The following is a 13,223-nucleotide window of genomic DNA, read 5'->3' as shown; positions in this document are numbered from 1 at the left end:
ACGCCATCCGGCGTTGTGCAGTAACAGGCTACAACTATGAAAATCGTAATCGCCCCTGACTCTTATAAAGAAAGCCTTTCTGCCTCCGAGGTAGCTCAGGCGATAGAAAAAGGTTTTCGGGAAATTTTTCCTGATGCTCAGTATGTGTCTGTGCCGGTCGCTGATGGCGGAGAAGGTACGGTCGAAGCGATGATTGCCGCCACCCAGGGCACTGAGCAACACGCCATTGTCACGGGTCCGCTGGGCGAAAAAGTGAATGCCTGCTGGGGAATGTCCGGCGATGGCGCAACGGCGATTATCGAAATGGCCGCAGCCAGCGGCCTGGCGCTGGTGCCGCTGGCGCAGCGTAATCCGCTGATTACCACTTCTCGCGGCACGGGCGAACTGATTCTGAATGCGCTGGATAAAGGCGCGCGCAACATTATTATCGGCATTGGCGGCAGCGCGACCAACGACGGAGGTGCCGGTATGGTGCAGGCTCTGGGCGCGAAGCTGTGTGATGCCAACGGCACGGAGATCGGCTACGGCGGCGGCAGCCTGATGGCGCTGAACAGTATCGACATTTCCGGTCTGGACCCGCGCTTAAAAGGCTGCACGATTCGCGTGGCCTGTGACGTCACCAATCCGCTGATCGGTGAGAATGGCGCATCACGCATTTTTGGTCCGCAAAAAGGGGCCGATGAGGCGAAAATCGTCGAACTCGATCGCAATCTCAGCCATTTTGCTGACGTGATTAAGAAGTCCCTGTCGATTGACGTTAAAAATGTCCCAGGCTCCGGCGCGGCAGGGGGGATGGGCGCGGCGCTGATGGCGTTTCTCGGCGCGGAGTTGCGCAGTGGGATTGAGATTGTCACCCAGGCGCTGAACCTCGAAGAACATATCCACGACTGCACCCTGGTGCTCACCGGCGAAGGGCGGCTCGACAGCCAGAGCATTCACGGCAAGGTGCCGGTTGGCGTGGCGAATGTCGCCAAAAAATACCATAAACCGGTGATCGGCATTGCAGGCTGTTTGACTAGCGACGTCGGTGTAGTACATCAGTACGGTATCGATGCGGTGTTCAGCGTGCTGAACAGCATTGGCTCGCTGGAAGAGGCCTTCCGTGGGGCGTTTGACAACATTTATCGCTCGTCACGCAACATCGCAGCGACTTTGCAGGTGGGGATGCGCACGCAAGGGTGACAGCGGCGCCTAAACCCTCTATACTTCGCGCCGAAGCTGACCAGACAGTCGCCGCTTCGTCGTCGTCCCCTTTCGGGGGGAGACGGGCGGAGGGGAGGAAAGTCCGGGCTCCATAGGGCAGGGTGCCAGGTAACGCCTGGGGGGGAAACCCACGACCAGTGCAACAGAGAGCAAACCGCCGATGGCCCGCGCAAGCGGGATCAGGTAAGGGTGAAAGGGTGCGGTAAGAGCGCACCGCGCGGCTGGCAACAGTCCGTGGCACGGTAAACTCCACCCGGAGCAAGGCCAAATAGGGGTTCACAAGGTACGGCCCGTACTGAACCCGGGTAGGCTGCTTGAGCCAGTGAGCGATTGCTGGCCTAGATGAATGACTGTCCACGACAGAACCCGGCTTATCGGTCAGCTTCAACTATTAAGAAAACCCCGCTTCGGCGGGGTTTTTGCTTTTTGCTCCTCACCACCGCCTTCATGAAACCGAACGATTTCCCATTTTTGCGACAATAAGCACATTTCACTGCTTTTGAGTGGAATGATGTTTTTTTACCGAGATTAGAGATCGCATTCACAAAATTACGCGCTAAAAAATCGCCATTTCGCAGTGTTGACTTGATGTTACTGCTGTTGCTGAAATGTGTCTTCTTTATGGCGTATAAATTAATGAAATCTTTCCTTTCAATACATTTGCCCTGTGAATGTGTGATGCCCTCGACGCTTTTTCCCCTGCGGGCAAATATTTATTAACTTATTTGATAATATACAAAAATGTTTAAAGCAAATAACGTCTATTTATTCGCCTTTAATTGCCTGAAATATCACCTTTATTCCCTCTGGTTTATTGCCATAAATAGATCGTGGTTATCGCCATAAAATTAATTTATCTCCCTGAGATTTATTGATCAATATCAGACGTTTTATTGATAAGGTAAATGATAACATTATGATTTATATGAGTTAATTGGTGTTTTGGTGAGGGTGTAACTGGTATGAAAAAGTAATCTGTGAGTAACAGCACATACCCTCGTCATCAATAATGGGTAGAATCCTGCCACGGATAAGGAAATAAGAGCAGAATATGATGAGCACTATTATTCTACCGAAAACACAACATTTAGTTGTATTTCAGGAAGTCATTAAAAGTGGATCTATTGGTTCTGCCGCCCGTCAACTTGGCCTGACTCAACCCGCCGTCAGCAAAATCATTAACGATATCGAATCCTACTTTGGTGTCGAACTGATTGTGCGCAAGAACACCGGCGTGAAGCTGACCAGCGCCGGGCAAACGTTGCTCGCGTACTCCGAGTCCATCACCCGCGAAATGAAGAATATGGTCAGTGAGATGAACAACCTGAGCTTCAGCACCGTCATTGACGTTTCGTTCGGCTATCCGTCGCTGATCGGTTTTACGTTCCTCTCCAGCATGATCAAAAAATTCAAAGAAGTGTTCCCGAAAGCGCGAGTCTCGATGTTTGAAGCACAGCTCTCCTCGTTCCTGCCTGCCATCCGCGATGGGCGACTGGATTTTGCCATCGGCACCCTGAGCGATGAAATGCTGTTGCAGGATCTGCACGTTGAGCCACTGTTTGAATCGGAATTTGTGCTGGTGGCCAGTAAAACGCGAACGTGCACCGGAACGACGACACTGGCATCGCTCACCAACGAGCAGTGGGTGATGCCGCAAACCGATATGGGCTACTACAAAGAATTATTAACCACTCTCCAGAACAACCACATCAGCATCGAAAACATCGTCCAGACCGATTCCGTCGTCACCATCTATAACCTGGTTCTCAACGCCGATTATCTCACCGTGATCCCGAGAGACATGATTACGCCATTCGGTTCCGACCAGTTTGTCGTACTGCCCGTGGAAGATGAATTACCCATAGCACGTTATGCTGCCGTCTGGTCAAAAAATTATCGTATTAAAAAATCCGCTTCGGTATTAGTGGAGTTGGCGAAGCAATATTCCGCGCAAAACAGTGAAAGGCGAAAACAGCTCACCATAACTGAACAATGAATTGAGACGTACCATTATAAAACACCCGGTGAGGGAATTCCCTCGCTGACACCCAGACTTTGCTTACAGAATATGAATTATTATAAAGAGGATTATATGCACATTACTTACGATCTTCCGGTAACGATTGAAGAAATACAAGATGCCCGCAAACGACTGGCTGGTAAAATTTATAAAACTGGCATGCCGCGTTCTAATTATCTGAGCGAGCGCTGCAAAGGCGAAATTTTCCTGAAGTTTGAAAATATGCAGCGCACCGGTTCGTTTAAAATTCGCGGTGCTTTTAACAAATTAAGCTCCTTAACCGAAGCTGAACGCCGCAAAGGTGTGGTGGCGTGTTCCGCCGGTAACCATGCTCAGGGTGTGTCGCTCTCCTGCGCCATGCTCGGTATTGACGGCAAAGTTGTTATGCCGATGGGCGCCCCAAAATCGAAAGTGGCCGCCACGCGTGATTACTCCGCTGAAGTGGTACTGCACGGTGAGAACTTTAACGACACCATCGCCAAAGTCAGCGAAATCGTCGAGCAGGAAGGGCGCATCTTTATTCCGCCGTATGACGACGTAAAAGTGATTGCCGGACAGGGCACCATTGGTCTAGAAATTCTCGAAGACTTATATGATGTCGATAACGTGATTGTACCTATCGGCGGCGGCGGATTAATCGCCGGGATCGCCACGGCCATTAAATCCATCAACCCGACCATTAATATTATCGGTGTGCAGTCCGAAAATGTGCACGGTATGGCGGCGTCTTACTACGCCGGAGAAATTATGAATCACCGTACCACCGGCACATTAGCCGACGGCTGCGATGTTTCTCGTCCAGGTAATTTAACCTTCGAAATTGTTCGTGAATTAGTCGACGACATCGTGTTGGTGAGCGAAGACGATATTCGTAACAGCATGGTCGCGCTGATCCAACGAAATAAAGTGGTGACAGAAGGGGCTGGCGCGCTGGCAACGGCTGCATTATTAAGCGGAAAACTGGATCATTATATTCAGGGGCGCAAAACGGTTAGTATTATTTCCGGCGGCAATATCGACCTTTCCCGCGTTTCCCAAATTACCGGCCTCGTTGATGCATAAATAAGGATAAATTATGAGCAACTCTGAAACTATCATTGCCAGTCAGACAAAAACGTCTTCCTGGCGAAAATCAGATACCACCTGGACACTGGGGCTGTTCGGTACGGCAATCGGCGCGGGCGTGCTGTTTTTCCCGATTCGCGCGGGCTTTGGCGGGCTGATACCGATTCTGCTGATGCTGCTGCTGGCCTATCCTATTGCCTTCTATTGCCACCGCGCGCTGGCGCGTTTGTGCCTGTCCGGCAGCAATCCGTCCGGCAACATTACCGAGACGGTGGAAGAGCATTTTGGTAAGACTGGCGGGGTGGTGATCACCTTCCTCTACTTCTTTGCGATTTGCCCGCTGCTGTGGATTTACGGCGTCACCATTACAAACACCTTTATGACCTTCTGGGAAAACCAGCTCCAGCTTCCCGCACTGAACCGTGGCTTTGTGGCCCTGTTCCTGCTGCTGCTGATGGCATTCGTTATCTGGTTTGGTAAAGACCTGATGGTGAAAGTGATGAGCTTCCTGGTCTTCCCGTTCATCGCCAGCCTGGTGCTGATCTCCCTCTCCCTTATCCCTTACTGGAACTCGGCGGTTATTGACCAGGTTAACCTGAGCGACATCTCCTTCACCGGGCACGATGGCATTCTGGTCACCGTCTGGCTGGGGATTTCCATCATGGTCTTCTCCTTCAACTTCTCGCCAATCGTCTCCTCGTTCGTGGTGTCGAAACGTGAAGAGTACGAGGGCGAATTCGGTAAAGAGTTCACCGAGCAGAAATGTTCCAAAATCATCGGTCGCGCCAGCATGCTGATGGTGGCGGTGGTGATGTTCTTCGCCTTTAGCTGCCTGTTCACGCTCTCTCCGCAGAACATGGCGGAAGCCAAAGCGCAGAACATTCCGGTGCTTTCTTACCTGGCCAACCACTTTGCTTCGCTCTCCGGGACCAAATCGACCTTTGCCACCGTGCTGGAGTACGGCGCGTCGATCATCGCTCTGGTTGCCATTTTCAAATCCTTCTTCGGCCACTACCTGGGCACGCTGGAAGGGCTGAACGGTCTGGTCCTGAAGTTTGGTTACAAAGGCGATAAGAAGAAAGTTTCCGTCGGCAAACTGAACACCATCAGCATGATCTTCATCATGGGCTCCACCTGGGTCGTGGCGTACGCCAACCCGAACATTCTGGACCTGATTGAAGCGATGGGTGCGCCGATTATCGCCTCTCTGCTGTGCCTGCTGCCGATGTATGCCATCCGCAAAACGCCAGCGCTGGCGAAATACAAAGGCAGAACCGAGAACATCTTTGTGACGGCGATTGGCCTGCTGACCATTTTGAATATCGTATACAAACTTTTCTGATTCAAAGCTCAGGATGAGCGGAGTGAAGACATGAATGAATTTCCGGTTGTATTGGTCATTAACTGTGGATCGTCATCTGTGAAGTTTTCGGTGCTGGACGCAGCGAGCTGTGACGCGCTGATGACAGGCATTGCAGATGGCGTGAACACTGAAAGTGCCTTTATATCCGTGAACGGGAGCGAGCCAGTCACCCTGGCTCGCAAGGACTACGAAGGGGCGCTGGCTGCCATCGCCCTGGAGCTGGAAAAGCGCGATTTGATGAGCAGCGTGGCCTTAATTGGCCACCGCATCGCTCACGGTGGCAGCCTGTTCAGCGAGTCCACCCTGATCACCGATAAGGTCATCGATCAGATTCGTCAGGTTTCGCCTCTGGCCCCGCTGCACAACTACGCCAATCTCAGCGGCGTGGAAGCGGCTCAGCAGCTGTTCCCCGGCGTGCAGCAGGTCGCGGTGTTTGATACCAGCTTCCACCAGACGCTCGCGCCTGAGGCCTATCTTTACGGTCTGCCGTATCGCTTCTTCGAAGAGCTGGGCGTGCGCCGCTACGGGTTCCACGGCACATCGCATCGCTATGTTTCGCAACGGGCTTATTCGCTGCTGAATATTGCCGAAGCCGATAGCGGACTGGTGATTGCACATCTGGGCAACGGGGCATCCATTTGCGCGGTCAGAAACGGGCGCAGCGTGGATACCTCCATGGGCATGACGCCGCTGGAAGGGCTGGTGATGGGGACGCGCTGCGGCGACGTTGATTTTGGCGCAATGGCCTGGATTGCACAGCAAACCGGGCAAACGCTGGAGGATCTTGAGCGCGTGGTGAATAAAGAGTCAGGTTTGCTGGGGCTTTCTGGCCTCTCGTCTGATTTACGCACGCTGGAAAAAGCCTGGCACGACGGTCACGAGCGCGCCCGCCTCGCGATTGAGACTTTTGTTCATCGCATCGCTCGCCATATCGCCGGTCATGCCGCCTCCCTGCACCGTCTGGACGGCGTGGTCTTTACGGGAGGAATTGGTGAAAACTCCAGACTGATACGCCAGCTGGTGGCCGATCGCCTGAAGGTTTTCGGTATCGAGCTGGATGAGCAGAAAAATGCCCTGCCGGGTAGCGAGGGTGAGCGCATCATCTCCGCTGACACCTCCCGCGTGCCGTGCGCCGTGATCCCAACCAACGAAGAAAAAATGATCGCACTGGATGCCCTCCGTCTTGGAAAGGTCCGTCTGGCTGCGGAAATCGCCTGACACAGAGAGAAACTCATGAAGGTAAATATCGATATTCGTGTCGCTCCCTACAGCGACGCGTGGGCCGGCTTTTGCGGAAATGACTGGCAGGAAAGCATTAATGTGCGGGATTTTATCCAGCAAAACTACACCCCGTACGAGGGCGATGAGCACTTTTTAGCGCCTGCCACGCCAGCCACCACGGCGTTGTGGCAGAAGGTAATGGAGGGGATTCGTCAGGAGAACGCCACTCACGCCCCCGTTGATTTCGACACCAACGTCGCGACCACCATTACCGCTCACGGGCCGGGCTATATTGAGAAAGAGCTGGAAACGATCGTCGGCCTGCAAACGGATCGTCCGCTGAAACGCGCCCTGCATCCGTATGGCGGGATCAACATGATCCGCAGCTCGTTTGAAGCCTACGGACGCGAGATGGACCCGCAGTTCGAGTATCTGTTCACCCATCTGCGCAAAACCCATAACCAGGGTGTGTTCGACGTCTATTCGCCGGAGATGATGCGTTGCCGTAAATCCGGCGTTCTTACCGGCCTGCCGGACGGATACGGGCGCGGACGTATTATTGGCGACTATCGCCGCGTGGCGCTGTACGGCATCAGCTATCTGGTGCGCGAACGTGAACTGCAGTTTGCCGATCTGCAGCCGAAAATGGAGCGCGGTGAAGAGCTGGAAGCGACCATTCGCCTGCGCGAGGAGTTGTCTGAGCACCGCCGCGCACTGCTGCAAATCCAGGAGATGGCGGCGAAATACGGGTGTGATATCTCACGTCCAGCCATGAACGCTCAGGAAGCGGTGCAGTGGCTCTACTTTGCCTATCTGGCGGCGGTGAAATCGCAAAACGGCGGGGCGATGTCCCTGGGCCGCACTGCGACCTTCCTTGATATCTATATCGAACGTGACATGAAGGCCGGGCGCCTGAATGAGCAACAGGCTCAGGAGCTGATCGACCATTTCATCATGAAGATCCGCATGGTGCGCTTCCTGCGTACCCCGGAATTCGACACCCTCTTCTCGGGCGATCCGATCTGGGCCACGGAAGTGATCGGCGGGATGGGGCTGGATGGGCGTACGCTGGTCAGTAAATCCTCGTTCCGCTATCTGCACACGCTCAATACCATGGGGCCTGCCCCGGAGCCAAACCTGACGATTCTGTGGTCTGAACAGCTGCCGATTGCCTTCAAAAAATATGCCGCGCAGATGTCGATCGCCACCTCCTCGTTGCAGTATGAAAACGACGATCTGATGCGCGCCGATTTCGACAGCGATGACTACGCCATTGCCTGTTGCGTCAGCCCGATGGTGATTGGCAAGCAGATGCAGTTCTTTGGGGCGCGCGCCAACCTCGCCAAAACGCTGCTGTACGCAATCAACGGCGGGGTGGATGAGAAGCTGAAAATCCAGGTCGGACCTAAAACCGAGCCGCTGTTGGATGACGTGCTGGATTACGACACCGTGATGGCGAGCCTTGACCACTTTATGGACTGGCTGGCGGTGCAGTACATCAGCGCCCTGAACCTTATCCACTTTATGCACGACAAATACAGCTACGAAGCCTCGCTGATGGCCCTGCACGACCGCGACGTGCATCGCACGATGGCCTGCGGGATCGCGGGCCTGTCGGTGGCAGCGGATTCCCTGGCGGCGATCAAGTACGCCACGGTGAAACCAGTGCGTGACCATACGGGCCTGGCCGTCGACTTCGTGATTGAAGGAGAGTATCCGCAGTACGGTAACAACGACGATCGTGTGGACAGCATCGCCTGCGATTTGGTTGAGCGCTTTATGAAGAAAATTCAGGCGTTGCCAACCTACCGCAACGCCGTACCGACCCAGTCGATTCTGACCATTACCTCAAACGTGGTGTACGGCCAGAAAACGGGTAACACCCCGGACGGACGTCGCGGCGGCACACCGTTTGCGCCGGGCGCGAACCCGATGCACGGACGCGATCGCAAAGGGGCGGTAGCGTCGTTAACGTCTGTTGCGAAATTGCCGTTCACCTACGCCAAGGACGGGATCTCTTACACCTTCTCGATTGTGCCGCAGGCGCTGGGCAAAGACGAAGGGGTACGTAAAACCAACCTTGTCGGCCTGCTGGACGGGTATTTCCACCACGAGGCGGCAATCGAAGGCGGGCAGCATCTGAACGTCAACGTCATGAACCGGGAAATGCTGATGGATGCCATTGAACATCCGGAGAATTATCCGAATCTGACGATCCGCGTTTCGGGCTATGCGGTGCGCTTTAACGCCCTGACGCGCGAGCAGCAGCAGGACGTTATTTCACGAACCTTTACCCAGGCCATTTAAGCCAACACCCGTGACCACGCCCCCTTCCGCGAAGGGGGCTTTTTTTTGCCCGCTGCACATACAAATTTGTTTATATAATTGATCACACATCTTCATCCGGTCTTGAAAAACAATGCACCTGCTTTTCCCTCTCCCAATTTAAGGACAGTAAGATGATGAAAATGACCCGTATCGCTCTGCTCGCGCTTTCACTGGCGGGTGGTAGTTTTGCAGCGCAGGCGGCAAACGTTGAAGCCGCACCGTCCCCTTCACAAGATCCCCTTGTTCAGCATCTGAAGCTCAGCAACGATCAGGTGAAGAAAATTGAAGATCTGCATCAGAAACTGGAAGACAACGTCAGCAAAATCCCGATGACCGGCGTAAAAGATGGCGCGCTGGTGGATATGTTCCAGGCCGGAAAATGGGATGAAAGCGTGGTGAAAAACCAGCTCGCGGCTTTCAGCAAGGTGGAAGAGCAGGCGCGTTATTACCGCGTGAAATACTACTTCGACGTCAGCCAGGTGCTTACGCCGGAACAGCGTAAGCAGATCAAAACGGATATGGCGAACGCGCTGAGCGAATAATTCGATGCCCGCGTTAATCGCGGGCGTTTATGAGATGTTTGCTGATGATTTATTCTTTTGGACTGATTAAAAGAGCGTGTTAATTCACCATTCACCGTAGGGGTAGGTTTTGCCTTTAATGAATTCAGGCGTTTCTCCATAGTAGAGATAACCATTGGGGTGCTGAGTGATCCCTTTACAGCCGTCTAGTTTATCACCCGACAGCGTAGAGATCTTTGTTGGTTCTATGGGCAAGTTATCGCCACCGGCGGTATTTTGCAGCCAGACTCTAACTTTACCTTCTGGGGCAAGACCAAAAAGAATCGTGCTGTACCACGCTTTTTCTCCGAACATGTCTATTCCCGTCGAGATGTACATTTTTTTTCTCATAGACTCAGGGAATGTAATCCGCGTTTCATACGTTTTTTTATCGATGACTGAATCCCAGCAAAACAGCATCGTCACGGGCGGATGGCGGGCTTTATTAAACTGCGCAAAACGCATATAACGTTTATCCCATTGCCCTACGCTTGAATAATCATCCTCCACGCTATCAAGTGTTTTGAATGAATAGATAACCTTTTTGTCATCAATGAAACCCACGTAAGTGACATCAGCGGGCAACGCTTTTGGTGTAAAAAAAGCGAAGCCCAACATGCCAAACGGCATTTCGCCAGTGTCTTCTGGCGTTAAGGGGGAACCAGAATGGCAGCCTGTTGTCGTCAGCATCAGCACAAGGGAGAATAGTTTTCCATAACTCATCGTTTATTGCCGTCCATGTTGTAGGTTGTGCGCTGCCAGTTTTCATCTGGCCGGTTTAAAAAACTGAGCCGCAGTTTTTCATTCTCATTAATGGCGGTGGTCAGGAGTGGCGAGCTTTTGTCGGTGGGTTTGGTGAAGCGCAGGCCCTGATGATGCATGCCGCCCGCGGTGCTGACGCTGCTGGAGGAGAGCTGATAAACCAGAATTTCGTTTTCATGGCGATACTGAAAGCGATTACCAATAGATTTTTCTGTTCCACAACCTGCGGATATTTCCCCCTGACGCTCACCCGTCAGCGTTAAATAGATAACGTTGCTCACTCAATGATGTCCTTATCATTATTTAATAAAATGTATTGCGACAATTAATTATGCGGATGAGGAGTGTAGCCTTTTTAATTCACTTAATAATGTCGTCAAAGTCATGGAATCAAAAAGTAAATATTATGACGTGTGAAATTTCCCGCAGGGAAATGTCGAGGTAATAAGAGGGGGATTAGTGGAGCGTTATCATCTTGCGAAGTCTCTTGAGCTAAAAAGCTTATCAAGAGACAACGCAAAAGAAATAACCAATATCACACCGGCAAATCAATCAACAGCGCGCGCAGGGGAGTGTCCGCGACCAGCGTGATGTTCGTTTCATCGCGGATAAACGCGCCATCGCCGCAGGTGAGCGCTTCTTTCTCTTCCGTATGCGTCAGGGCATGCACCGTGCCGTGGATGGATTGCAGATAGGCACGAGGCCCGTGGAGCTGGAAGCTCGCCTGTTCACCTTTTTTCAGCTCGATATGGTGCAGCCACACCTGCTGGCGCAGTTGCAGGCTGCCATGACTGCCATCCGGGGATGCAATCAGCTGCTGCTTGTCGCCGCTCAGGTTGAGCTTTTGCACCAGCGGGTTTTCCCGCTCCGGGCAGGCGTCCAGCCACAGCTGCATCCGCGTCAGCGTCTTGTCTTTGCTGAGATTATGTTCGCTATAGCTAATGCCTGGCTGCGTTGATATCAGCAACGCTTCGCCCGCCTTCGCCTGGACATGGTTGCCCTCGCTATCGCGATATTCTGCTTCACCTTCCAGTATCAGATTCAGGATATCCACTTTCGGGTACGTGCGTGGCTGGAAGGAAGCGCCCGGTGCGAGAACTTCCTGATTCAGCACGCGCAGTGAGGCGTAACCGAGCAGTTTTGGGTCAAAGTAGTGTCCAAAGGAAAAGGTGTAGCGGGCCTGCAGCCAACCAAAATCGGCTTGTCCGCACTGTTTTGCTGTTCTTGTCGTAATCATAAAACTGACCTCTCTTTACACTAAAACAATGGTAAAGGTATGGACGCTTCATTGTTAGCCAGATATTCTGCCCGGTATGTTCAAATTTCCTGAATGAGAACGAGATGGCAAAAGAGAGAGCATTGACGCTTGAGGCGCTACGCGTCATGGACGCGATAGACCGGCGTGGCAGCTTTGCCGCTGCGGCAGACGAGCTGGGGCGGGTTCCGTCGGCCCTGAGTTACACCATGCAAAAGCTGGAAGAAGAGCTGGATGTGGTGCTTTTCGACCGTTCCGGTCACCGAACAAAATTCACCAATGTCGGGCGTATGCTGCTGGAGCGAGGACGCGTTCTGCTGGAGGCTGCCGACAAACTGACCACCGACGCCGAAGCGCTGGCACGCGGCTGGGAAACGCACCTGACGCTGGTCACCGAGGCGCTGGTGCCGACATCGGCCCTGTTCCCACTGGTCGAGCGCCTCGCTGCCAAAGCCAATACGCAGCTCTCTGTCATTACCGAAGTGCTGGCAGGCGCGTGGGAGCGGCTGGAGACGGGCAGGGCGGACATTGTGATCGCCCCCGATATGCACTTTCGCTCCTCGTCTGAAATCAACTCGCGCAAGCTCTACAGTGTGATGAACGTGTATGTGGCAGCGCCGGATCACCCGATTCATCAGGAGCCGGAGCCACTATCCGAAGTGACGCGCGTGAAGTATCGCGGCGTGGCGGTGGCGGATACCGCACGTGAGCGCCCTGTGCTCACGGTGCAGCTGTTGGATAAACAGCCGCGTCTGACGGTGACCTCTCTGGAAGACAAGCGCCAGGCGCTGTTAGCGGGCCTCGGGGTGGCGACAATGCCTTATCCGTTTGTGGAAAAAGATATCGCCGAAGGGCGCTTGCGCGTGGTCAGCCCGGAATACACCAACGAGGTGGATATCATCATGGCATGGCGTCGTGACAGCATGGGCGAGGCCAAGTCCTGGTGCTTACGCGAAATCCCAAAACTGTTCGCGCATAATAAGTAGTGCAATGTGCAGGCCCGGATCGCGATGCGTCACCGGGCAATGCTCACGGCTGTAATTTTGGATCTGGCCCAAAGCGATTTTCGCCCGGTGTACCGGCCTGGCAGTTAAAGGCCAGAATGATCAGCCAGCCCACGATCGGGATCAAAATCAGCAGCAGCCACCACGCCGAACGATCCGTGTCGTGGAGCCTGCGGAACAGTACCGCCAGCGACGGCAAAAAGACCAGGAGTGCGTAGATTGTGGTGAGAATGCCTTCGCCACCTGCGCGGTCCCACCCCAGAATTTTATCAACGATACCCAGCACCAGGGTGAGGATGAAGTTCACCAGAACGAACATCCAGTACTCTTTGCGACGAGCACGACCACTAAACCCAACGTAATTTCTCAGTACTTTTAGATACCAGTCCATTTGTATGCCTCGATATTCAGACAATCTCTTGTTTTTTAAGCGATCGAGGTA

Annotated in this window: 12 protein-coding genes and 1 other RNA gene; 9 read left to right on the top strand and 4 right to left on the bottom strand. The window is 53.3% G+C overall.

Annotation, left to right across the window (positions count from 1 at the left end; all coding sequences use genetic code 11):
* Window positions 1-36 precede the first annotated feature (36 nt).
* From garK to ACB496_RS19320, 8 genes are all read left to right on the top strand, one after another.
* Window positions 37-1,182 carry a glycerate 2-kinase gene (garK, locus tag ACB496_RS19355; RefSeq protein ID WP_100778796.1) on the top strand — a complete coding sequence of 382 codons (1,146 nt, stop codon included), beginning with the start codon at window positions 37-39 and terminating at the stop codon, window positions 1,180-1,182.
* A 32-nt stretch (window positions 1,183-1,214) separates the two neighbouring features.
* Window positions 1,215-1,593, top strand: an RNA gene (gene rnpB, locus ACB496_RS19350) — RNase P RNA component class A.
* Between the two features lie 664 nt (window positions 1,594-2,257).
* On the top strand, window positions 2,258-3,199 hold the full coding sequence (tdcA, locus tag ACB496_RS19345; protein WP_100780813.1) for a transcriptional regulator TdcA: 942 nt from the start codon (window positions 2,258-2,260) through the stop codon (window positions 3,197-3,199).
* Between the two features lie 96 nt (window positions 3,200-3,295).
* On the top strand, window positions 3,296-4,285 hold the full coding sequence (gene tdcB, locus ACB496_RS19340; RefSeq protein ID WP_100780814.1) for a bifunctional threonine ammonia-lyase/L-serine ammonia-lyase TdcB: 990 nt from the start codon (window positions 3,296-3,298) through the stop codon (window positions 4,283-4,285).
* Window positions 4,286-4,298: 13 nt separating this feature from the next.
* Window positions 4,299-5,630 (top strand): threonine/serine transporter TdcC, encoded by a 1,332-nt coding sequence (gene tdcC, locus ACB496_RS19335; protein ID WP_100778797.1) that lies wholly within the window; start codon window positions 4,299-4,301, stop codon window positions 5,628-5,630.
* Between the two features lie 30 nt (window positions 5,631-5,660).
* On the top strand, window positions 5,661-6,869 hold the full coding sequence (gene tdcD / locus ACB496_RS19330) for a propionate kinase (protein WP_371973289.1): 1,209 nt from the start codon (window positions 5,661-5,663) through the stop codon (window positions 6,867-6,869).
* Window positions 6,870-6,884: 15 nt separating this feature from the next.
* Window positions 6,885-9,179, top strand: coding sequence for a formate C-acetyltransferase (gene pflB / locus ACB496_RS19325; RefSeq protein ID WP_123428281.1), 2,295 nt, complete (start codon window positions 6,885-6,887; stop codon window positions 9,177-9,179).
* Between the two features lie 152 nt (window positions 9,180-9,331).
* Complete coding sequence (locus tag ACB496_RS19320) at window positions 9,332-9,742, top strand: Spy/CpxP family protein refolding chaperone (protein ID WP_100778800.1); 411 nt, start codon at window positions 9,332-9,334, stop codon at window positions 9,740-9,742.
* Window positions 9,743-9,826: 84 nt separating this feature from the next.
* On the opposite strand, the gene ACB496_RS19315 is transcribed toward ACB496_RS19320, so the two are convergent.
* From ACB496_RS19315 to ACB496_RS19305, 3 genes are all read right to left on the bottom strand, one after another.
* Window positions 9,827-10,483: a DUF2931 family protein gene (locus ACB496_RS19315; RefSeq protein ID WP_371973288.1), complete on the bottom strand. Its 657-nt coding sequence runs from the start codon at window positions 10,481-10,483 to the stop codon at window positions 9,827-9,829.
* Window positions 10,480-10,803 carry a type VI secretion system tube protein TssD gene (tssD, locus tag ACB496_RS19310; protein WP_371973287.1) on the bottom strand — a complete coding sequence of 108 codons (324 nt, stop codon included), beginning with the start codon at window positions 10,801-10,803 and terminating at the stop codon, window positions 10,480-10,482. The genes ACB496_RS19315 and tssD overlap by 4 nt, the downstream gene beginning before the upstream one ends.
* A 254-nt stretch (window positions 10,804-11,057) precedes the next feature.
* Window positions 11,058-11,759 (bottom strand): pirin family protein, encoded by a 702-nt coding sequence (locus ACB496_RS19305; RefSeq protein ID WP_100778801.1) that lies wholly within the window; start codon window positions 11,757-11,759, stop codon window positions 11,058-11,060.
* 104 nt (window positions 11,760-11,863) lie between these two features.
* Between ACB496_RS19305 and ACB496_RS19300 the strand changes: the two genes are divergently transcribed.
* Window positions 11,864-12,763 (top strand): LysR family transcriptional regulator, encoded by a 900-nt coding sequence (locus tag ACB496_RS19300; RefSeq protein WP_100778803.1) that lies wholly within the window; start codon window positions 11,864-11,866, stop codon window positions 12,761-12,763.
* Window positions 12,764-12,806: 43 nt separating this feature from the next.
* Here ACB496_RS19300 and ACB496_RS19295 read toward each other — a convergent pair whose 3' ends face one another.
* A complete protein-coding gene (locus ACB496_RS19295; RefSeq protein WP_100778804.1) occupies window positions 12,807-13,172 on the bottom strand; it encodes a DUF805 domain-containing protein in 366 nt (121 codons plus the stop codon).
* Window positions 13,173-13,223 lie beyond the last annotated feature (51 nt).

It is taken from the genome of Lelliottia nimipressuralis, assembly GCF_041464075.1.
Classification (GTDB): Bacteria; Pseudomonadota; Gammaproteobacteria; order Enterobacterales; family Enterobacteriaceae; genus Enterobacter; species Enterobacter nimipressuralis.
Note: the sequence above shows the minus strand (reverse complement) of the source record. Positions and strands in the feature narration are given on the sequence as shown.

What these genes read in the sequence shown, in the direction of transcription:
- tdcB (WP_100780814.1), top strand. Translation starts at nt 3,296, where the DNA reads ATGCACATTACTTACGATCTTCCGGTAACGATTGAAGAAATACAAGAT.
- ACB496_RS19315 (WP_371973288.1), bottom strand. Translation starts at nt 10,483, where the DNA reads ATGAGTTATGGAAAACTATTCTCCCTTGTGCTGATGCTGACGACAACA.
- ACB496_RS19320 (WP_100778800.1), top strand. Translation starts at nt 9,332, where the DNA reads ATGATGAAAATGACCCGTATCGCTCTGCTCGCGCTTTCACTGGCGGGT.
- pflB (WP_123428281.1), top strand. Translation starts at nt 6,885, where the DNA reads ATGAAGGTAAATATCGATATTCGTGTCGCTCCCTACAGCGACGCGTGG.
- tdcD (WP_371973289.1), top strand. Translation starts at nt 5,661, where the DNA reads ATGAATGAATTTCCGGTTGTATTGGTCATTAACTGTGGATCGTCATCT.
- tdcA (WP_100780813.1), top strand. Translation starts at nt 2,258, where the DNA reads ATGAGCACTATTATTCTACCGAAAACACAACATTTAGTTGTATTTCAG.
- garK (WP_100778796.1), top strand. Translation starts at nt 37, where the DNA reads ATGAAAATCGTAATCGCCCCTGACTCTTATAAAGAAAGCCTTTCTGCC.
- tdcC (WP_100778797.1), top strand. Translation starts at nt 4,299, where the DNA reads ATGAGCAACTCTGAAACTATCATTGCCAGTCAGACAAAAACGTCTTCC.
- ACB496_RS19305 (WP_100778801.1), bottom strand. Translation starts at nt 11,759, where the DNA reads ATGATTACGACAAGAACAGCAAAACAGTGCGGACAAGCCGATTTTGGT.
- ACB496_RS19300 (WP_100778803.1), top strand. Translation starts at nt 11,864, where the DNA reads ATGGCAAAAGAGAGAGCATTGACGCTTGAGGCGCTACGCGTCATGGAC.
- ACB496_RS19295 (WP_100778804.1), bottom strand. Translation starts at nt 13,172, where the DNA reads ATGGACTGGTATCTAAAAGTACTGAGAAATTACGTTGGGTTTAGTGGT.